This is a genomic window from Synechococcus sp. HK01-R, from assembly GCF_014217855.1.
Taxonomy (GTDB): domain Bacteria; phylum Cyanobacteriota; class Cyanobacteriia; order PCC-6307; family Cyanobiaceae; genus Synechococcus_C.
Genome location: NZ_CP059059.1, coordinates 1,534,064 through 1,553,800 on the forward strand (window position 1 = coordinate 1,534,064; position 19,737 = coordinate 1,553,800).

At 61.4% G+C, this 19,737-nt stretch carries 22 protein-coding genes; 15 read left to right on the top strand and 7 right to left on the bottom strand.

The window, feature by feature from the left end; genetic code table 11:
* The first annotated feature begins 43 nt into the window (after window positions 1-43).
* Window positions 44-1,333, top strand: a complete 1,290-nt coding sequence (locus H0O21_RS08205) for a site-2 protease family protein (RefSeq protein ID WP_185190945.1) — start codon at window positions 44-46, stop codon at window positions 1,331-1,333.
* Here H0O21_RS08205 and H0O21_RS08210 read toward each other — a convergent pair.
* Window positions 1,318-2,064 carry a lipoate--protein ligase family protein gene (locus H0O21_RS08210; RefSeq protein WP_255440946.1) on the bottom strand — a complete coding sequence of 249 codons (747 nt, stop codon included), beginning with the start codon at window positions 2,062-2,064 and terminating at the stop codon, window positions 1,318-1,320. The genes H0O21_RS08205 and H0O21_RS08210 overlap by 16 nt on opposite strands.
* Before the next feature lie 34 nt (window positions 2,065-2,098).
* On the opposite strand from H0O21_RS08210, the gene H0O21_RS08215 reads away from it, so the two are divergent.
* Entirely contained in the window at window positions 2,099-2,872 is a 774-nt protein-coding gene (locus tag H0O21_RS08215; RefSeq protein WP_185190944.1) for a sulfite exporter TauE/SafE family protein, read from the top strand.
* On the opposite strand, the gene H0O21_RS08220 is transcribed toward H0O21_RS08215, so the two are convergent.
* Entirely contained in the window at window positions 2,863-3,333 is a 471-nt protein-coding gene (locus tag H0O21_RS08220) for a CRR6 family NdhI maturation factor (RefSeq protein ID WP_131454446.1), read from the bottom strand. The two genes, H0O21_RS08215 and H0O21_RS08220, sit on opposite strands and share 10 nt — an antisense overlap.
* 81 nt (window positions 3,334-3,414) lie before the next feature.
* Here H0O21_RS08220 and psaM point away from each other — a divergent pair, with 81 nt between their 5' ends.
* The 3 genes from psaM (at window position 3,415) to H0O21_RS08235 (ending at window position 5,077) form a co-directional block, all read left to right on the top strand.
* Window positions 3,415-3,519, top strand: a complete 105-nt coding sequence (psaM, locus tag H0O21_RS08225; RefSeq protein ID WP_007101959.1) for a photosystem I reaction center subunit XII — start codon at window positions 3,415-3,417, stop codon at window positions 3,517-3,519.
* A gap of 66 nt (window positions 3,520-3,585) precedes the next feature.
* A complete protein-coding gene (locus tag H0O21_RS08230) occupies window positions 3,586-3,975 on the top strand; it encodes a hypothetical protein (protein ID WP_255440947.1) in 390 nt (129 codons plus the stop codon).
* Between the two features lie 91 nt (window positions 3,976-4,066).
* Window positions 4,067-5,077 (top strand): protochlorophyllide reductase, encoded by a 1,011-nt coding sequence (locus H0O21_RS08235; RefSeq protein WP_185189331.1) that lies wholly within the window; start codon window positions 4,067-4,069, stop codon window positions 5,075-5,077.
* A gap of 2 nt (window positions 5,078-5,079) precedes the next feature.
* Here H0O21_RS08235 and bchL read toward each other — a convergent pair whose 3' ends face one another.
* The 3 genes from bchL to H0O21_RS08250 all read right to left on the bottom strand — a co-directional run bounded on the left by bchL (window position 5,080) and on the right by H0O21_RS08250 (window position 8,992).
* Window positions 5,080-5,970, bottom strand: a complete 891-nt coding sequence (bchL, locus tag H0O21_RS08240) for a ferredoxin:protochlorophyllide reductase (ATP-dependent) iron-sulfur ATP-binding protein (RefSeq protein WP_131454444.1) — start codon at window positions 5,968-5,970, stop codon at window positions 5,080-5,082.
* A 169-nt stretch (window positions 5,971-6,139) separates the two neighbouring features.
* The gene (locus H0O21_RS08245) at window positions 6,140-7,744 is read right to left on the bottom strand and encodes a ferredoxin:protochlorophyllide reductase (ATP-dependent) subunit B (protein WP_185189332.1); all 1,605 of its coding nucleotides are present in this window, start codon (window positions 7,742-7,744) and stop codon (window positions 6,140-6,142) included.
* Window positions 7,745-7,747: 3 nt separating this feature from the next.
* Complete coding sequence (locus tag H0O21_RS08250) at window positions 7,748-8,992, bottom strand: ferredoxin:protochlorophyllide reductase (ATP-dependent) subunit N (RefSeq protein ID WP_185189333.1); 1,245 nt, start codon at window positions 8,990-8,992, stop codon at window positions 7,748-7,750.
* Between the two features lie 141 nt (window positions 8,993-9,133).
* Here H0O21_RS08250 and H0O21_RS08255 point away from each other — a divergent pair, with 141 nt between their 5' ends.
* A complete protein-coding gene (locus H0O21_RS08255) occupies window positions 9,134-9,613 on the top strand; it encodes a hypothetical protein (protein ID WP_185189334.1) in 480 nt (159 codons plus the stop codon).
* 2 nt (window positions 9,614-9,615) lie between these two features.
* Here the strand turns inward: H0O21_RS08255 and H0O21_RS08260 are convergent, their stop codons facing one another.
* The gene (locus H0O21_RS08260) at window positions 9,616-9,984 is read right to left on the bottom strand and encodes a hypothetical protein (RefSeq protein WP_131454440.1); all 369 of its coding nucleotides are present in this window, start codon (window positions 9,982-9,984) and stop codon (window positions 9,616-9,618) included.
* Window positions 9,985-10,081: 97 nt separating this feature from the next.
* Here H0O21_RS08260 and H0O21_RS08265 point away from each other — a divergent pair, with 97 nt between their 5' ends.
* Window positions 10,082-10,867, top strand: coding sequence for a BMC domain-containing protein (locus tag H0O21_RS08265; RefSeq protein ID WP_131454439.1), 786 nt, complete (start codon window positions 10,082-10,084; stop codon window positions 10,865-10,867).
* A 3-nt stretch (window positions 10,868-10,870) separates the two neighbouring features.
* Here H0O21_RS08265 and H0O21_RS08270 read toward each other — a convergent pair whose 3' ends face one another.
* On the bottom strand, window positions 10,871-11,458 hold the full coding sequence (locus H0O21_RS08270) for a non-canonical purine NTP pyrophosphatase (protein ID WP_255440948.1): 588 nt from the start codon (window positions 11,456-11,458) through the stop codon (window positions 10,871-10,873).
* A gap of 342 nt (window positions 11,459-11,800) precedes the next feature.
* On the opposite strand from H0O21_RS08270, the gene H0O21_RS08275 reads away from it, so the two are divergent.
* The 8 genes from H0O21_RS08275 (at window position 11,801) to H0O21_RS13565 (ending at window position 19,654) form a co-directional block, all read left to right on the top strand.
* The gene (locus H0O21_RS08275; RefSeq protein ID WP_006169870.1) at window positions 11,801-12,112 is read left to right on the top strand and encodes a BMC domain-containing protein; all 312 of its coding nucleotides are present in this window, start codon (window positions 11,801-11,803) and stop codon (window positions 12,110-12,112) included.
* A 69-nt stretch (window positions 12,113-12,181) separates the two neighbouring features.
* Entirely contained in the window at window positions 12,182-13,597 is a 1,416-nt protein-coding gene (locus tag H0O21_RS08280) for a form I ribulose bisphosphate carboxylase large subunit (RefSeq protein ID WP_131454437.1), read from the top strand.
* A 106-nt stretch (window positions 13,598-13,703) separates the two neighbouring features.
* Window positions 13,704-14,045, top strand: coding sequence for a ribulose bisphosphate carboxylase small subunit (locus H0O21_RS08285; protein WP_006043651.1), 342 nt, complete (start codon window positions 13,704-13,706; stop codon window positions 14,043-14,045).
* Between the two features lie 115 nt (window positions 14,046-14,160).
* The gene (locus H0O21_RS08290; RefSeq protein ID WP_185189336.1) at window positions 14,161-16,548 is read left to right on the top strand and encodes a CsoS2 family carboxysome shell protein; all 2,388 of its coding nucleotides are present in this window, start codon (window positions 14,161-14,163) and stop codon (window positions 16,546-16,548) included.
* A gap of 7 nt (window positions 16,549-16,555) precedes the next feature.
* A complete protein-coding gene (locus H0O21_RS08295) occupies window positions 16,556-18,346 on the top strand; it encodes a carboxysome shell carbonic anhydrase (protein WP_185189337.1) in 1,791 nt (596 codons plus the stop codon).
* A gap of 2 nt (window positions 18,347-18,348) precedes the next feature.
* A complete protein-coding gene (locus tag H0O21_RS08300) occupies window positions 18,349-18,675 on the top strand; it encodes a carboxysome peptide A (protein ID WP_131454434.1) in 327 nt (108 codons plus the stop codon).
* Window positions 18,675-18,926 carry a carboxysome peptide B gene (locus H0O21_RS08305; protein ID WP_131454433.1) on the top strand — a complete coding sequence of 84 codons (252 nt, stop codon included), beginning with the start codon at window positions 18,675-18,677 and terminating at the stop codon, window positions 18,924-18,926. Before H0O21_RS08300 ends, H0O21_RS08305 begins: the two co-directional genes overlap by 1 nt.
* 140 nt (window positions 18,927-19,066) lie before the next feature.
* Entirely contained in the window at window positions 19,067-19,654 is a 588-nt protein-coding gene (locus H0O21_RS13565; RefSeq protein ID WP_370523109.1) for a BMC domain-containing protein, read from the top strand.
* The last annotated feature ends 83 nt before the right edge of the window (window positions 19,655-19,737 follow it).

Genomic DNA, 19,737 nt, shown 5'->3' on the forward strand with positions numbered 1-19,737 from the left:
TTTTGAACAGCCCGGGATCTTGAACTGCCCGGTGGAGGGTTTCGTGGGTGAAGGCTGGCAGTTGATGAGGATTCGGGGCATCCCCATACGGGTCCACCCCAGTTGGTTTCTCATCTTGATGCTGGCCACCCTGGCGTTTCAGAACCAGGTGGCCACTCAGCCTGCTGCGCAGGCAGCTGGAGCTTGGCTCAGCTGGTTGCTCGGCCTTGTGACGGCGCTGCTTCTGTTCGTTTCGGTGCTGCTCCACGAACTCGGCCACTCCCTGGTCGCGCTGCAGGAGGGGGTCAAGGTGCGCAGCATCACGCTCTTCCTGTTGGGCGGTGTTGCCAGTGTCGAACGCGAGTGCTCGACCCCCATGGGCACCCTGCGGGTCGCTGCTGCCGGCCCCTTGGTCAGCCTCGGCCTTGCGGCCCTGCTGTTGTTATCCATTCACCCGGCCGGACACCTCAATCCTCTGCTCGGCAATCTGGTCGGTCAGCTCGGTGCCCTCAATTTGGTGCTGGCGCTGTTCAATCTGCTGCCAGGACTTCCCCTTGATGGTGGGTTGATTCTCAAGGCCCTCGTGTGGCAGTGGACCGGCAGTCAGCGCAAGGGCATCCAGGTGGCCAGTGCCACGGGGCGAACCCTCTCCTTGTTTGCGATGGTGATGGGAGCCTGGATGTTTCTGCGGGGCGGCGGTCTTGGGGCACTCTGGTTGGTGATGCTGGGCTGGTTTGGTCTCGGGGCCTCCCGCAGCCAGGGTCAGGTTCTCGCTCTTCAGCACGTGCTGCGTCGCATCACCGTTGCTGATGCCAGCAGCCGCCGCTTCCGGGTGCTTGAGTTTGATCAGACCCTCAGACGCCTCAGTCAGCTGCGCCTGGCTTCCTCCGGCGCGAATGACGGGACGGACTCTGTGGGTGACTGGGTGCTGATTACCCGATCCGGGCGCTGGGTTGGCTATGTCACCGATGCCCCCCTCAGGGATCTGCCCGTGCAGCAGTGGGATCGACAGCGGCTGGGGGATCATCTGCGCCCGCTGGAGGATCTTCCCTCGATCGCTGACACCGCTCCTCTCTGGAGGGCGGTTCTGGCCTTGGAGAGCAGTGCGGAGGGCCGCCTGCTCGTGATGAATCGGGCAGGACTGCCCGGGGGCACGATCGATCGCTGTGATGTGGGGGAAGCGGTGCTCAAAGCCCTGTCTCTGCGCCTGCCGCCCTCGCTGCTTGAGGCCGCCAGGCGCCAGAACATTTATCCCTTTGGACTTCCGCTTGTGCAGGCCGTGGAGACCATGCGGGCCTCGGGACTCCTGGAGGAGGACCCTGAAGTTCCGGTGGATGCTCAGGCCAGGCGGTAGTTCCCGCTAGCCGACTTCACCTGTTGCCAGGCATCATCCCCAAGGGTTTGCCCATGCCAATGGACCTCCGGCCAACGGTTCTGCAGTGTTTGGGTGAGGGCGGTGATCAGCTCTTGTTGGGTTAATGCTTCCAGCGGGGCGGGGGGAGTGCTGTCGAACAGCGTCTCCCAGAGATCAGCTGGGGGCTGAAGCACGATCTCACCGTGCTGGAGCAGGTGTCCATGCAGCCAGTACTGAGCACTACCGATCCGTTTGTGAGCTTCACTGTTGTGAGGTTCACGGTCCACCAGGTCCGCTGCACTGGCGCCAGCAAAGCAGTTCTGCAGCCTTGCAGTGGCCGCAGATCGGCCGGGCTCAAGCGTGTGACCCAGGCTTTGGAAGCTGTCGATTAGCCAGGTCGATGTCTGCCGGTAAGCCTCGCGCCGCTGGCGGGGGGCACCCGGCCAGATCAGTGCGTAGGTCAGCCCTCCGGAGTGGAGCACGGCGCCGCCGCCACTGGGCCGTCGCACGAGCTTGATGACACCTGCATCCGCCAGGGCCTGCCAGTGGGGCGGCGTCGCGACCTGGTGGCGACCCAGGGAAAGCCAGGGGCCCTTCCAACCGTAAAAGCGAAGCACTGGGCTTTTCGTTCCGGAGGTCACGCTCTGCTCGAGCAGCCAGCGGTCCAGAGCCATCTGACTGGGCCCGTCCAGCTCCAGAAACGGAAGCGTCCAGCCCTGTCCGGCGGGCATGGGTCGGCAGGATGCGGTGGTTGAAAGGATCGGCATGGAGCTCGGGGATCTGCTGCTGGTGCTGCCCCTCGGGCTGCTCGCTGGCCTGCTGGCCGGTCTGCTGGGAATTGGTGGCGGGTTGATCTTCGCGCCTCTGCTCCTCTGGATGGGGCTGAGTCCCCATCAAGCGTTAGCCACCAGCACCTTCGCAATTGTGCCCACGGCTCTCGGGGGCACGCTCACCCACCTTCGCGCCAGGGGGCTCCCAGGCCGAGCCGGGTTCGTCTTGGGTCTGGCCGCCTTCGTGGCGGCACTCCTCTTCAGCCGCCTCGGTCGCTTTGCGGCCGGCTGGCACCTCCTGGCACTACAGGCTCTTCTGTATCTGCTGTTGGCACTCATGATCCAGGCAGATCATGCCGGTCCTGAGACGCGCTCTGATGCACGAGAACCCCTGGTCGGGATGGCAGCCATCGGCGGCGTGGCCGGCCTGGCTGGTGGATTATTGGGACTCGGGGGCGGACTTGTGATGGTGCCCTTGATGGTGCGGGGACTCTCTGTGCCGATTCATCTGGCGATTCGTTTCAGCACCCTCGCGGTGGCCTGTTCAGCCAGTGCCGCATCCCTGCAGTTTCTGGAGATGGGGCGGGGGGTCCCCCTGCTTGGTCTGGTGCTGGGGGGAGTGGCGGCTCTGGCGGCTCAGTGGAGTGCCTCCCGGCTCGATCGGGTCGGCGGGGCCAGGCTCGCCTGGATGCTCCGAGCCCTTTCCTTACTGCTGGCTTTTGATAGCGGTCGCAGGGCGCTGATGCTTGCGCTCCTGGATCACGCTTGATCCAGCAGGGCCCAGAAGGCGGGTTCCAGCTCGTAGCCAAGGCTTTGGGCCATCTGGGTGAGATTGCCGCGCTGGCTCTCGCCCCTTTGCTTGGTGAGGTCATCCAGCAGCATCAAGCGTTGGGTGATCCAGAGCTCCAGGGCCTGGGGATCGAAGCGAAGACCTTCGCTGCGGCTGAAGTGATGGGGAACGAGCATCGCCACGTGCTGAGCGAGGGAGCCGCTGTTCCGGTCGAGGAGCAGCGGTAGCCAGGGGCAGCGGCCATCCGCACGAAGCGCCCAAAGCCTTGGCTCTGGGCATTCGCTCAGCTCCCGGGGATCCTCCGACTCTCGGGGCCAGACGTACTCCAGCGTTAAAACAGCACCGGCTTCGAGTCGATCCTTCAGAGGTAACGCCAGCCATTCGGAGAGGGGAGCAAGATCCAGGCGGCGGATCGCCTCCTCCGAGATCAGCACAGACATGGATGGTGTGACAGGCCTTTGCGAATGATGGCGTCCTGTGCGGCAATGCAGGAAGAATGGAAAGGCTTTTCCCCGACAATCATGGCCAGCTCCCTCACCCAGGCTGAAGTGCTGATCGCTCTTGTGGTGGCGGCTCACGCCGGTGTGCTGGCCGTGCGTCTGTGCGTCAGCCTCTATCGCGCCTGAATGCATCTGGGGAGGCCTAGTCAACTGATGTTTGCTGCGTTACAAGCGGGCATCTGAACTCAAGCGGTGGCCTCCTCCCTGGCTCAATCAAGCCGATCGCTTCGCGGTCGTCCATCGGTCACCACTGCAGGCGGTCCTGCTGATGCTGCAAGCATTGCCTCTGACCTCCAGCTCGAGGCTGAGCGCAGGGAGATGGTCTGCAGTGCCCTCGCGCTGGCTGTGAAAGTTGGTTTGATTGCCCTTGGGACGGTCAGCCTTGTGAAGCTCTCCTTGGCTTATCAACAACGGCTCGATCGTCATGGTGAGCTGGCTGCAGTTGTTGACGTGGAGACCAGCAAGCTCCACGGACTGCAGCAACGCTTTGATCGTCTCTTCAGCCTTGGCGGTGACCGCCGACTCATGGATGAGCAGGATCAGTGGATCGAGCCCAATCGGTTGAGGGTGATCTGGCGCTGATCCGCCAACTGTTGCACTCCCTCTTTGCTGGGGTCTTGGGGGGGGCTCCCCCCGCTTAGCTTGACTCCCCTGAGTCGCAAGAATCGCTCTGATGGCTGCCCCATCAATTCCTTCCGGTGTCCAGGCCGGCACACCTGGAACCGTGTTGATCACTGGCACCACGTCCGGGGTCGGACTCAATGCCGCCAAGGCGATGGTGGATCGGGGTTGGCGGGTTGTGACTGCCAACCGTGACCCTGTTCGAGCTGCCGAGGCTGCGGATGCTCTCGGCATTGATTCCCGACCGCTGAATCACCTGCGCATCGACTTTGGCGATCTCGAGAGTGTGCGTGCTGGTGTTGAGACTCTCGTGGCTTCCCTGTCCGGTGAGTTGGACGCCCTCGTCTGCAATGCGGCGGTTTACAAGCCTCGCCTCAAGCAGCCCGAGCGTTCACCCCAGGGGTACGAAATTTCCATGGCCACGAACCACCTTGGCCATTTCCTCCTGATTCAGATGCTCATGGAGTCCCTGAAGGCCTCCAGTCATCCGTCACGCCGGGTGGTGATCCTCGGCACCGTCACCGCCAATTCCAAAGAACTTGGAGGCAAGATTCCAATTCCTGCACCCGCTGATCTTGGTGATCTCTCAGGGTTCGAGCAGGGTTTTCAGGCCCCGATCAGCATGGCCAGCGGCAAAGCTTTCAAGCCTGGAAAAGCCTACAAAGACAGCAAGCTCTGCAACATGATCACGACCCAGGAGCTGCATCGTCGGCTTCATGAGGGGACAGGAATCGTGTTCAGTTCGCTCTACCCGGGCTGTGTGGCGGATACCCCTTTGTTCCGCAACACACCGAAGGCGTTCCAGACCATTTTTCCCTGGTTTCAGAAAAACATCACCGGCGGCTATGTCAGTCAGGCCTTGGCTGGTGAGCGGGTGGCCCAGGTGGTTGCTGATCCGGAGTTTGCTGTTTCCGGGGTGCACTGGAGCTGGGGCAATCGCCAGAAAAAAGATGGCCGTCAGTTCAGCCAAGAGCTCTCGGACAAGGCCACGGACCCCTCAACCGCTGAACGGGTCTGGGATCTGTCGATGGAGCTTGTGGGCCGCTCCGCGGTGGAAAGCTGAGCTCAGTCGAAGCCGAGCAGATCGAAGATCTCCCGATCCTTGAGAGGCTCGGCCTCCAAGGGTTCCACCTTGTCGAGCATCGCCTGGGCGAGGTTGAGGTATTCGTTCTGGACCTCCTTCACGGCTGGGTCGCTGTCGTCCATTTCGAAGATGGTGCATTTCTTCAGGCGTGAGCGCCTGATCGCATCCACGTCGCGGAAGTGGGCCATGGTGCGAAGGCCAGTGCGCGCATTGAATTTGTCGATCTGGTCGGTGTCAGCTGAGCGGTTGGCAACCACTCCACCAAGGCGCACCTTGTAGTTCTTTGCCTTGGCTTGAATCGCCGCCACGATTCGGTTCATCGCGAAGATCGAATCAAAATCGTTGGCGGTGACAATCAGGCAGTAGTTGGCATGTTGCAAGGGGGCTGCGAAGCCACCACACACCACGTCCCCGAGCACATCAAAGATCACCACATCGGTGTCTTCCAGAAGGTGGTGCTCCTTCAGCAGCTTCACGGTCTGTCCGGTCACGTAACCACCACAGCCCGTACCGGCAGGAGGCCCCCCGCTTTCCACGCATTGCACGCCATTGAATCCCGTGAAGACAAAATCTTCCGGCCGTAGTTCTTCGCTGTGAAAGTCAACCTCCTCAAGGATGTCGATCACCGTTGGCACCATGCGGTGGGTGAGGGTGAAGGTGCTGTCATGTTTGGGGTCGCACCCGATCTGAAGCACCCGTTTGCCCAGCTTGGAAAAGGCAGCGGAGAGATTGGAGGACGTGGTCGATTTGCCGATTCCCCCTTTGCCATAAACGGCAATGACCAGAGCCCCCTCCTGGATGCTCACCGAGGCATCCTGGTGGACCTGCACGCTGCCTTCACCATCGGCAGGCCTGCTCAGGGTTGTTGTCATTGGAAAGAACCACTTGTTTTCATTGAACTGCAGCAGGGGTGGATTGCAGGTAATCGATCTGGAAATGACATAACAGGTTGAGGAGTGTGCATTTGCCGACAGTAATCACAGATTCTCTGGTGGTTTCTACCTAGGTATTTCTTGCATGAATCGCTGCGCATCCTCGTGCTCATGCACTGAAGTGGGCCTTGGCGTCATACAGGGTTTCACTGTTGATCTCCTTCCGCCCGCTTTCCCGGGCATAGGCCTCAGTGTTACGACGAACCTTGCCGCGCACGAAGAAGGGGATCTTCTTGAGTTCCGCTTCTCCGTCGGCAGTCCATTGCAGGGTTAGTGAGTGCGCTGCAGTCGATTGTTCCTCGCTGTCAGCGCTGATTTCGGCCGTCATTTGGCCTGCCTGCAACCCGCCAAGATGACCGAGATGGCTTTGGTGGCCATCCACAAACTCAAAGTCATGGCGGAACATGCCGATCAGGTGCTCCTCCAGGCCCATCATCAACGGATGCACCCAGGTGTCAAAGATCACATTGGCTCCTTCCCAGCCCATCTGTGGGCTGTAGCGGGCTGGAACGTCCTGCACATGCATTGGTGTGCTGATCACGGCGCAGGGAATCCCCAGTCGCTTGGCGCTATGACGTTCCATCTGGGTCCCGAGCACCAGTTCAGGGGCCGCTTCCGCCATCGCGGCCTCCACCGCTAGGTAGTCATCACTGATCAAGGCTTCCAGGCCCAGCTCCTTCGCCAGCGTCCGGACCGGTCGCGCCATCTCTCGGCTGTAGGTGCCCAGGCCCACCACCTGGAAGCCCAGTTCCTGTCGGGCGATCCGGGCCGCTGCCAGCACATGGCTTCCGTCGCCGAAAATGAACACCCGCTTGCCGGTGAGGTAAGTGGAGTCGACGGAGTCCGAATACCAGGGCAAGCGCGAGCGCTGCCTTCCCTCCTCCGGATCCGGCGGCTCCAGGCCGAGCAGTGCGTGCAGTTCCTGCAAGAACTGTGTTGTTGCCCCGATTCCGATCGGCACAGTGCGTGTGAAGGGGATGCCGTAGTTGCGCTCCAGCCAGCTGCAGCAGGGCTCAGCGATTTCCGGGTAGAGGCAGATGTTCGCGTCCGCGTCGGGCAGTCGCATCACATCAGCCACGGAGGCTCCCATCGGCAGCACGACCTGAACGTCAATGCCGTGGTCCTCCAGCAGTCCTCGGATCTCATGCACGTCATCCCGGCAGCGAAAGCCCAGGAGGGATGGGCCCATCAGGTTCACCCTGGGGCGTCGTTGCTGCTCTTTCCAGGCCTGGGGGCCAGGGTTGGCAGCCCCAGGAGATTGGGCAGCGGCGTTGTGGAGGAGTAACCCGCGCACCAGCTGATACAGGGTTTCCGCTGCACCCCAGTTCTCCTTCTTGCTGTAGGCGGGAAGTTCCAGGCTCACGATGGGTAAGTCCAGTCCCATGCCCGCGGCGAGGGCCCCTGGCTGGTCCTGGATCAGTTCGGCAGTGCAGCTCTCCCCCACCAGCAGGGCATCGGGCCTGAAGCGAGCGACGGCTTCGCGCACATGCCGCTTCACCAGCTCGGCGGTGTCGCCGCCGAGGTCGCGGGCCTGGAACGTGGTGTAGGTGACGGGTGGGCGCCGGCCGCGCCGCTCGATCATGGTGAAGAGCAGATCGGCATAGGTGTCGCCCTGAGGGGCGTGAAGCACGTAGTGCACACCCTCCATCGAGGCAGCGATGCGCATGGCCCCCACATGGGGCGGCCCTTCATAGGTCCAGAGAGTGAGGTCCATCGGTTAGGGGGCTGTGGGGTGAAGCAGCTGGTGGCGCTGAAGGGGTCTGGAAAAGAGCTCTGCCAGCTCTCCGGCCTGGTCGATGCCGTGGATGGGGCTGAAGACCAGTTCGATCGACCATTTGGTGGCGATGCCTTCGGCTTCCAAGGGGTTGGCCAGACCCATGCCGCAGACGACGAGATCGGGTCGGCTGTCTCGCACGCGATCCAGTTGTTGTTCCACGTGCTGTCCCTCCATCACCCGAGTGCCGTCGGGCAGCAGGTCCAGCTCCGCCTGCATCAGGTCCCGATTCAGATAGGGCGTGCCCACCTCCACCAGCTCCATGCCACATTCCCTGTGCAGAAAGCGCGCTAAGGGGATCTCCAGCTGGGATTCGGGCAAGAGAAAGATTCTCTGTCCCGCCAATCTGCGCCGGTGGGGCTCCAGGGCTTGCTTGGCTCTTTGCATCAAGGGATCAAGGATGTCGTTCACGGTTGGTGGATCGACGCCCCAGGCCTGAGCGGCCGCTTCCATCCAGAGACGACTTCCCTCCGCACCTAAGGGGTAAGGAGCCGCGAGGATGGTGGCTCCCCGATCGCGGAGCCGGCGCGCGGTATCGCCAAGAAAGGGTTGGCAGAGCAGGACGCGTGTGCCCTCGCCCACGGGAGGTAGCTCGGTGGACTGCCTGGGGGGGAGGCTGCGCACCGTCGCGATTCCCATGCGCTGGAACAGTGTGATCAAGCGATCTTCCACTGCATTGGCGAGTGTCCCCACCAGCAGCAATTGCTTCTCATCACTGGTCGGAAGCATGGGTACCAGGGCTGCGAGGGCGCCGTCCTCTCCCTGGGTGAAGGTCGTCTCAATCCCGCTCCCGGAGTAGTTCACCACTTGCACCCGACCGCTGAGTTCCTCGTTGAGTCGTTCCGCGGCCCTGGCCAGATCGAGTTTGATCACTTCGCTGGGGCAAGACCCCACAAGAAAGAGGGTGCGGATTTCGGGGCGGCGTTGCAGAAGCTCTCTGGCAACTCGATCCAGCTCCTCTTGGGCATCGGCCAGGCCGGCCAGATCTCGCTCGCTCAGAATGGCGGTGCCGAAGCGCGGTTCCGCGAAGATCATCACGCCGGCAGCGCTTTGAATCAGGTGGGCACAGGTGCGTGAGCCCACCACGAGAAAAAAAGCATCTGGCATGCGTCGATGCAGCCAGACGATGGAGGTGAGACCGCAGAACACCTCACGGGGCCCCGACTCCTTCAACAGGTTGGCGCTCATTCCGCCCAGGGCAAAGGTGGATTCCTTCAGGGTGGCGCCGGAACTGCCTGGAGCCTCTGGGCACAGGAACTCTTTGGGATCAGAGCGGGTTCGATCGGTTGTTTGTGCCTACTGTTCGAGCGCAATCCATGGCGTCTTTCCTTGTCTCCCCTGCGCGTTCTGCCCGAGGTTCTCGCTTGGACTGTGGCGTTGGCTGCCTGTCAATCCCCGGCAAAAAAGGCGGTGAAGGATGAAGTGAAAGTGGCCCAAGGTGTCGAGGCCGTTTGCGCGGCACGTCTCGACGTGGATGCGGCTGTGGCAAGCGTGAATTCCCTGACCGCTCAGTCGACCATCGCTGATGCCGAGAAGGCCGGTGAGTCCCTCAAGGCAGCGCTTAGCAAGCTTGAAGGGGCGGAGGAACAGCTCAATAAGGCTGAGGTCAAGGAGTACCGCGGTCAGGTGCAGCTCTTCCAGAAGGCGATTCAATCTGTCACTCAAGACAAAAACCTGACCCTCGAACAGGCTGCCGAGCAGCTCAAGGGTAAGACTGCTCTGGTGGTCGCGGCCCGCGAACAGCTGGCTGCGACCACGGTGTGTGTCGAGATCAAGGCGCCTGCCGCTCAAGACAAAGCCAAGCCCTGATCTCAGAGACGGCGGCGGAAACGATCATCGTTGAAGCCGCCCGACTTGCTGTCGCTGCTTTCGATTCGGGTCAATCGCCAGACGTTGCGGCTGACCCGACGGGCACGGAGGCCGCCTCGTTCCACTGTTTCAGCACCGGGTCTGGCGCCGAGCAGCAGGCTCACCTCTGCGGTTGAAAGGGGTGCACCTGTTTCCACAGCGAGGGCCGTGAGTTCAAGGCGCTGGCGCAGCTGGCGAATGGAATCGGCGGTTTCGTCAGCCGGGGCGTCCAGCCAGGGAAGGTCCACTTGCCCTTCATGGGCCAAGCGCTGCATCAGGGTGTAGCTCACCAGGCCGAGAGCCTGTTCGGCATTGAGCTCCGGGGTCGCCATGGTTCGAAACAACGGATGGCCGGACGGTATCGGTTGCCTGTCGGTGTGCAAGCGCTTGCAGCTCCTTTATTCATGACCTTCCGGTAAGATCCCGGCTATGACTCGTTTCGCCGGCTTCGATCCCCGGGAGCGGCGGCGTGGAGGCAGCGCTCTCGTCACCGGCACGGAGGTTCACCCCTCCGCTGGAGGTCCGAGCTGTGTGGTGACCACCGATAGCGAATCCCCCCGTCTGAATCGACAGAACAGTCATGTGCAGTCGATTGAACTGCGGACCCATGTCTTTATCGATTCCCTCCAGCCTCAGTTGGCGGCTTACATGGGTTCAGTCAGTCAGGGGTTTCTTCCGATTCCCGGCGATGCCTGCCTGTGGATGGAGGTGTCCCCTGGCATGGCCGTGCATCGGGTCACGGACATAGCCCTGAAGGCCAGCAACGTGCGCCTCGGTCAGATGGTCGTGGAGCGTGCCTTCGGTTCGATGGCGCTCTATCACCGCGATCAGAGCACCGTGCTCCATTCCGGTGATGTGGTCCTCGAGGCCATTGGTAGCTCGATCGAGCAGCGCAGTCCGGCTGATGTCAGCTGGACGGAGGTGATCCGTGCGATCACTCCCGACCATGCAGTGCTGATCAACCGCCAGAACCGCCGGGGCTCGATGATCGAGGCCGGGATGAGCATGTTCATTCTTGAGACCGAACCCGCCGGCTACGTCTTGATCGCTGCCAATGAGGCGGAGAAAGCCTCCAACATCACACTTGTGGATGTGAAAGCTGTCGGTGCGTTCGGGCGGCTCACTCTGGCCGGACGTGAGGGCGACGTGGAGGAGGCCGCTGCTGCAGCGATGCGGGCGATCGAGCTCATTAACCGCCGCTCGTCACTGCGTTGATGATCACCGGTTGAGTCCGAGACGTTCCCGCAGGCGTGGCGCCAGCGCTCTTGCTGCCTTTCCTCGGCTACCAAGGCGAGCCAGCTGGGATCCATTTAGTTCGCCGTAGCTGCAGTTGGCCTCGCGCACCCAGAACAGGGATTCAATGCCGCCGCCGCTGAAGGCCGGTGCTTTGAGGAGTTCCCCCCAGCAGACTCCCTCCGCTTCTTCCAGGCACTGCCCTTCTGGTGAACAGAGAACCATCGCACTACGAAAGCAGGCGCTGCGGTAAGGATCGCCTTCCAGAGCTTCAAGCAACCTTTGGATCTTTTCGGAATCGGTTGGTGCCAGCCGTGCAGTGAAAAGACCAGGGGCTCCTCCAAGCGCATCAACCTCCAAGCCGGAGTCGTCTGCGAGTGACCAGTATCCGGTACGGCGTGCTGCCGCAACTGCTTTCAGACGGGCGTTTTCGAGGTAAGTCGCTCCCGTTTCTTCCACATCAAGATCGTCAGGTTGACGCCTCACCTCGAGAGCGAGAGGGCCAAGCATCGAGACGATCTCAGCAACCTTGTTGGGGTTGCCACTGGCAATGGTCAAAACAGGGCGAACCAATCCTGAACAGGTCGGAAGGCATCCATTGTGTGGCTTAGCGGTATGAATCTCTCCACGTCGCGAGGTTGGAGCCAGAACGGGTTGAACATTCCACCCCCGCAGGCGCGGGGCACTGTCTCCAAATGTGAAGCTAGGTCTGGCGCGCGCTCTTGCCATCGGCCTGTCCGGGGGTGCTCACATGAACCCCAACAGCGTCAGCGAACAGTTGGAGCCTTGGTGATTAGCCCTGCTTATAGCGTTCACTATGGACTGTGATGCTCAAAACGCCTCCTATCGCTTGACGTTTGGTGCTTCGGCAGAGCAATGTCAGCGGCGAACATTCCACCCCTTTCCCGGTAGGCAATGGCTAACGAAACCATGGGCATCGCTCTCGGCATGATCGAGACCCGCGGCCTGGTCCCCGCGATCGAAGCTGCTGACGCCATGACCAAGGCTGCTGAAGTGCGCCTGATCGGTCGTGAGTTCGTCGGCGGCGGCTACGTCACCGTTCTGGTGCGTGGCGAGACCGGCGCTGTGAACGCCGCTGTGCGCGCTGGTGCTGATGCTTGCGAGCGCGTCGGCGACGGCCTCGTTGCTGCTCACATCATTGCCCGCCCCCACCGCGAAGTGGAGCCTGCTCTGGGCAACGGCAACTTCCTGGGTCAGAAGGACTGAGATCTGCCGCTGAGTTTTTGACGAACTCGCGCCTCTCAAATCCCTTCACCGACCTAACGGAGTTTTCCCATGAGCAAGAAGTACGACGCTGGGGTCAAGGAGTACAGAGACACTTACTGGACTCCTGATTACGTTCCCCTCGACACCGACCTGCTGGCCTGCTTCAAGTGCACCGGCCAGGAAGGTGTGCCCAAGGAAGAAGTCGCCGCTGCTGTGGCTGCTGAATCCTCAACCGGCACCTGGTCCACTGTGTGGTCCGAGCTCCTCACCGACCTCGACTTCTACAAAGGCCGTTGCTATCGCATCGAAGACGTCCCTGGTGACAAGGAGTCCTTCTACGCGTTCATTGCCTACCCCCTCGATCTGTTCGAAGAGGGTTCCATCACCAACGTGCTGACCTCCTTGGTCGGCAACGTGTTCGGCTTCAAAGCCCTGCGTCACCTCCGTCTGGAAGACATCCGCTTCCCGATTGCGTTCATCAAGAGCTGCTACGGCCCGCCGAACGGCATTCAGGTCGAGCGCGATCGGATGAACAAGTACGGCCGTCCTCTGCTGGGCTGCACCATCAAGCCGAAGCTCGGCCTGAGCGGTAAGAACTACGGTCGCGTGGTCTATGAGTGCCTGCGTGGCGGTCTGGACTTCACCAAGGACGACGAGAACATCAATTCCCAGCCCTTCCAGCGCTGGCAGAACCGCTTCGAGTTCGTTGCGGAAGCCATCAAGCTGGCTGAGCAGGAAACCGGTGAGCGTAAGGGTCACTACCTCAACGTGACCGCCAACACTCCTGAGGAGATGTATGAGCGCGCTGAGTTCGCTAAGGAACTCAAGATGCCGATCATCATGCACGACTTCATCACCGGTGGCTTCACTGCCAATACCGGTCTCTCGAAGTGGTGCCGTAAGAACGGCATGCTGCTCCACATCCACCGCGCCATGCACGCGGTGATCGACCGTCATCCCAAGCACGGCATCCACTTCCGCGTTCTCGCCAAGTGTCTGCGTCTGTCCGGTGGTGACCAGCTCCACACCGGCACCGTGGTCGGCAAGCTGGAAGGTGATCGTCAGACCACCCTCGGCTACATCGACCAGCTGCGTGAGTCCTTCGTTCCCGAAGATCGCAGCCGCGGCAACTTCTTCGATCAGGACTGGGGTTCCATGCCTGGCGTGTTCGCCGTCGCCTCCGGCGGTATCCACGTGTGGCACATGCCCGCCCTGGTCACCATCTTCGGTGACGACTCCGTTCTGCAGTTCGGTGGTGGTACCCATGGTCACCCCTGGGGTTCCGCTGCAGGTGCTGCTGCCAACCGTGTGGCCCTCGAAGCCTGCGTCAAGGCACGCAACGCCGGCCGTCATCTCGAGAAGGAGAGCCGCGACATCCTCACGGAAGCCGCGAAGCACAGCCCCGAGCTTGCCATCGCCCTCGAGACCTGGAAGGAGATCAAGTTCGAGTTCGACACCGTCGACAAGCTCGACGTTCAGAACTGATCGGCAGGGAGAGCACCTCAATCGGTGTTCTCCCACCGTTCTTCGTCATGACTCCGGCCGGATAACAACAGATCCGGTCCAACCAATTCCGTAACCCAGGATCCCCATGCCTTTCCAGAGCACCGTGGGTGACTACCAAACAGTCGCCACCCTGGAGACCTTCGGCTTTCTTCCGCCGATGACCCAGGACGAGATCTACGACCAGATCGCCTACATCATTGCCCAGGGTTGGAGCCCGCTCGTCGAGCATGTCCACCCCAGCAACTCCATGGCCACGTATTGGTCCTATTGGAAGCTGCCCTTCTTCGGTGAGAAGGACCTCAATGTTGTGGTCAGCGAGCTCGAGGCTTGCCATCGCGCTTATCCCGACCACCACGTGCGCATCGTTGGTTACGACGCCTACACCCAAAGCCAGGGTGCTTGCTTCGTGGTCTTCGAAGGTCGCTGATCCTCGATCCAGCTGATCTTCGATCCAATGGTTCCGAGCCCTGACCTTCATCAGGGCTCAACTCTTTTCCGGGAGGGCTCCACCCTTCCATTCACGACGACAACCTCGGGCGGACATGGCAAGACTTTCCAGTCGCGAACTCGCACTTGAGCGCCGTAAGGCGCTGACCACCGCCGGGAAGAAGGCATCGGTTGCCGCAGGCGGTAAAGCGAATCGTGTGCGCACGGCTTCGGATGCACGTCCGACCCGCACGGATGCTGCTGCTGAGATCACAGCCACCACGCCTGTTGCTTCGCAATCTGCAGTCGCTTCTGTCTCTGCCCCTGCTGCCGTGACTCTGCAGCGCGCTCCAGTCGCCCGCTTCTCCCAGGTGAAGCCCCAGAGCAATCCCAGTCGTGAGCTGGTGCTCGCCCGTCGTGAAGCACTCTCCCGTCGAGGCAAAACCGCTGATACCAGTCGCGACCGCAATCGCACTGATGTGGCTCGGCAAACGGTTGTCGCTCCCGCATCTGAACCGGCCAAGAAAGAGTGCGGATGCGGTGGACAGCGTGCAGCTGAGAAAGGATTGTCGACACGTCCTGCGGTCTCCGTTGAGCTGAGCAATCGCTCCGGCGACCGTCGCGCCGCTGCTGAGCGACGTAGTGCGTCACCCAAGCGCCGGTCCATTGAAAATCCCAGCCGCGCTTTGGTGCTGGCTCGCCGCGATGCCATGTCGAAGCACGGCAAGACTGCTGGCAAGCAGCCCACCAGCGCAGCCGCTGTTGCTCGTCAGGCCAATCCCGATCTCACCAGCCGTGAGTTGGCTCAGCAGGTGCGCGAATTGCGTGCCAAGGCTGGTGCCCGTAATAAGCAGAGTGCGGGTGTGACCCGCCCCTCTGGTCCCAATCGTCATGGTTCCAAGCAGGCAGCCGCTGCGGATGCCCATTGGAAAGTGGGTGAGTCCCAGACAACAGGTGGTCAGACCGTCACCGGTACCCAGGCCAACCGCTCGGTGAAGACCACCGGCAATGAGGCCAGCACCTGCCGCTCCATCACTGGCACTGAGTACTTGGGTGCCGAAGTCTTCCAGACCTTCTGTCAAAGCGCTCCTGCCGTCACCACCCCTGCAAAGGTTCGCGTGACCGCTACCAGCCACGGCAATCGTGTGACCGGCAACGAAGTCGGACGCTCCGAGAAAGTGACTGGTGACGAGCCCGGCACCTGCAAATCCGTCACCGGTACTGAATACATCTCTGCGAACCAGTCCGCGGCTTATTGCGGTGGTTCCACCCCCTCCCCACGCAAAGTCGGACACAGCCTGACCCAGCAAGGACGTCCAGTGAGTGGCGTGATGGTGGGCCGTTCTTCCAGTGTCACTGGTGATGAAGCCGGAGCTGGTCGTGCCCTCACTGGAGATCAGTACCTCGGATCCGACCCCCTCCCTGAGGGACGTCCTGCCGCCAAGGTCGGACGTTCCGCCACCCTTTCCGGCACCGGTGTGACTGGAACGATGGTGGGTCGCTCTGCGCAGGTGACCGGCGATGAGTTCGGCTCTTGCCATCGCGTCACTGGTGATCAATACATCAGTGCTGAGCAAGTCAATGCTTTTTGCGGGTCTAAGGCAGAGCCTGAAGCCGCCAAGGTGGGTTTCAGCATCACCAACCGCAATCAGGTCGTCAGCGGCACCCGCACCGGTCGGTCCGACAAGGTCACTGGGGACGAGCCCGGTAGCTGCAAGGCTGTGACCGGTACTCCCTATGCAGGTCTTGAGCAGGCTGGTCAATACTGCGGTACCCCTGCTGTGCAGGCCATCCGTGAACGCACTCCAGTGCGCGTCGGCACTCCTTCAGCCCCGATGACCGGTCTTCAGCCCGGGGTCGGTGGCGTGATGACCGGTGATGAGCGTGGAGCCTGCGAAGCGATTACTGGAACTCCCTATCTGGGTGCTGATCAACTCGCTGCGGCCTGCGGTTCCGATGCCCCCGCCGGCACTGAAACCCATGGTGTGTCACCGGAAGGTGCCCCTTGGACACGTTTCAGTGTGATGTCCCCCGCCCGTGCCGCTCAACAGGATCGTGAGCTTCGTTCCGGGGTCACTGGCACCGCCTATGAGCAGGGGAGCCGCATCACCGGCCCTTTTGATATGGCCGGCGGAAAAGTCACGGGTACCGAGCAGTTTCGCTTCGATAACCGCGAATTCCAGAACCGGCAACAGCGACAGTTCCAGCCCACCGTGGCTGTGGTGAGTGAGCCTCCCACCAAGCCTGTCTCTCGGGTCACCGGCGAGGGTTCGTCCACCAAGGTCACCGGCGACGACTGGGACCGTGGTGAGCACGTCACGGGTACGGAAGGGGCTTCAGCCCGCCGTCGCAATCCTTCCCGTCCTGGCCCGATGAGCGCCATGTCGTCCTTCGAACGCAAGCGCAACCAGGAAACGGAGTGGCCCGTCAGCCGTGTGACCGGCTCCTCTGGCAACACCGACAAAGGATCGCTGATCACCGTCTCCGGCGGCGCTCGGGGCTGATCGAAGAATGGTTCGCTCCCAACCATCGGCACGGAGCGGGCGCCCACTGGCTCCCACGGCTCCCACACGTCGTCAGCTGCAGTTGGCTCAGGCCCTCTCCAGCTCAACTGAGATGGGACCCAACCAGGATCAACCCGGATCGGATCCAGTTGCTACCACCCGCAGTGCCGCCCTTGAACGGCGTAAGGCGCTGACCACTGCGGGCAAAGCGGCAGTGGTGAATGATGCTCGTTTGTCCAGTGGACGGATTCGTTCAAGTCAGGACACCCGACGACCTGTCGTGCAGCGCCCCTCCTGGATTCGCCGGGATCAATCGGCTGAACTTCAGCCTCAGGCATGCTCTCCTTCCGCTCGATTTCAAGCGGCCACAGTGTCTCGCAGAGGTGTGTTGGCTGCCCATCCCCTCACCCAGCTCTCCGAGAACAACAGGCTCCAGGCCTATGAACTGGAGGTCAAGGGACGTTTTGATCGCATCGTTCCTGTTCTCCAGAGGGTTTCAGCCTTCCAACACGACGCTGATTTCATTACCCAGGCTCAACGCTTAGCTCGGGCCGAGCTCGGATTTGATCTACCCGATCACATCCTTGAGAAAGCATGGGTGCGTCCCCTCGACATGCGCGCCCTGTTTGCCTGGTGTGTGTTCCAGGCCCATCAATCCCTGAGCGAGCGTTTCTTTCTCGATGACCCTCTCGGCGGTGCGTCCGGGAGTCAGCGCGCTGAGCAGTTCAACACTTTCTTGCTCGACTGCGGTTTCCATCTGCTTGATGTCACTCCCTGCGCGGATGGTCGTTTAGCCCATTCCATTGCCTACGCCCTCCGCATTCCCTTCAGTGCCGTGCGGCGTCGCTCCCATGCCGGAGCCATGTTCGACGTGGAAAACACGGTCAATCGTTGGGTCAAAACCGAGCATCGCCGTTTTCGCGAACATGTTCCCAACGAGCCCCATGCCCCTACGCGTTATTTGAAAGTGGTTACGTACCACTTCAGTTCTTTAGATCCATCCCACCAAGGCTGTGCCGCCCACGGCAGCAACGACTCCCTGGCGGCCTCTGCAGGTTTGCAACGCCTCAAGGATTTCCGTGAAGCCGTTGAGAACAGCTTCTGCTGTGGTGCTTCGGTGGATCTTTTATTGATCGGTCTCGACACTGACACCGATGCGATCCGGGTTCATGTTCCGGATCGTGATGGTGCGATCAAGCTTGATCAATGGTTGTGTGCTGCAACTCTTTATGAGAGCACCGCCTGTCTGCAGGCTGATCAGGCTCGTGAGGCGGTCATCGCTGCGGTGGAAACCCACTCCACGACGGCTCCTGATCCGGGCATGGTGCGCTTCATTGCTGAGTTACTGATCAACAATTTCTCCCAACAGGATTACGTCCGTGCCCTGCACCACGGGCCCTATCCCGATGCAGGCCATGCTGAACGCTTTATCGGTGTCGGCATCGGGTTCAAGGAGGTGCATCTACGCAACCTCACCTACTTCGCCCATCTCGACACTGTTGAGGAAGGTGCTCCGGATCTCGATGTCGGCGTCAAGATCTTCAAGGGACTCAATGTTTCAAGGGATCTGCCAATCCCTGTCGTTGTCCGCTTCGATTACTCAGGCAAGGTTCCTGGTGCCAGAGAGCGGGCTGTCGCTGATTGCCATCGCGTCAACCAAGCGATCGCCGCCCGCTACACGGAGCTTGTTGACGCCGGCCTGCTCCACACCATGCTCACGGTCCGAGATCGTGACAACCCCTCCCCTGCCGAAACGGTAGGGTCCTCCCTCGATCCTGTCCGTCAGGAGGCTCACTGATCATGCTCATCGTCAAGGTCATCAAGCCACTCGTCTCAACCAATCGGATCCCCGATTTTGAGCACAAGCATCTTCAGGTCGTCCTCGATGGCAGCACCAAAAAAGTGGCTGTTGATGCCGTCGGTGCCAAGCCCGGAGACTGGGTCATCTGCGTTTCCAGCTCTGCTGCCCGTGAGGCTGCCGGCAGCAAGTCTTATCCCAGTGACCTCACCATCGTTGGGATCATTGACCATTGGGAGCCCGATCCCCCGAAACCTCCCTCCACACCATCCGCACCTGCAGCGTCCCCTGCAGCTCCCCCAACCCCACCCCAGGGGGCTGCAGGCTGATGGAAATCATGCAGGTGCGGGGAACACTGATTTGCACGTATCGGGTCGCCGGACTTGATCACATGCACCTGCGCATTCTGGAAAACAACAAAGGCAAGAAACTTGTGGCTGTTGATCCCGTTGGTGCTCGAGAAGGGAACTGGGTTTTTACTGCCAGCGGCTCTGCGGCCCGTCATGCCTGTCCTGATAACACGGTCCTCACTGATCTCACCATCGGCGGGATCATCGATCACTGGACGCCGGATGGATAACTGATCGCCCCGTCCCGCTTCGTTCCATCCACTCCCTCCTCACCATGGCCACTCCAACGCCCCGCCGTCGCTCTTCCGCTGGTTCCAGCCCGTCGGCTGCTTCCTCAGGTGCTTCTGTTCCCTCCACGTCCAGCGGAGCGCTGACCCCTGCGGCCGCGACCCCAGCGGCAAGCACCTCCGCAGCGGCTGACAAGACAACGCCGGCTGTCAAAAACACACCGGCTGCCAAGGCAACTGTCGATGTGACCGCCGTTGCCGCAGCCACAAGCACACGCCGCAGTGCTAGTTCCAGCACCACAAGCAGCCGTCGCAGCACAAGCGCGAGCCGATCGGGTACGAGTCGCTCGACCAGCACACGATCCAGCAGCGCTTCCGGTGGTGCCGCTCGCCGTGCCTCCTCGAGTGTCTCTGCGGCTGCAACGCCTGCACCGATCAAGGGCATTGCCCTCGGCATGATCGAAACCCGTGGGATGGTGCCTGCAATTGAAGCGGCCGATGCGATGACCAAAGCTGCCGAGGTGCAGCTGATCAGTCGCGAGTACGTCGGCGGTGGCTACGTGACCGTCATGGTGCGCGGTGAGACCGGTGCGGTGAACGCCGCTGTTCGCGCAGGCGCTGATGCCTGTGAGCGAGTAGGCGATGGCCTGGTGGCCGCCCATATCATTGCGCGTCCCCATCAGGAGGTTGAGCCTGCCTTGGTGGCGACCGGCGCCCGTCGCCGCCTCTGAGTGGAATGGCGTTCCCGGACTCCCAATTCCGCTTAGATTCTCCGGCCAACGCGCCTTCGGCCGGAAACGTCTGAGTTCTTTTT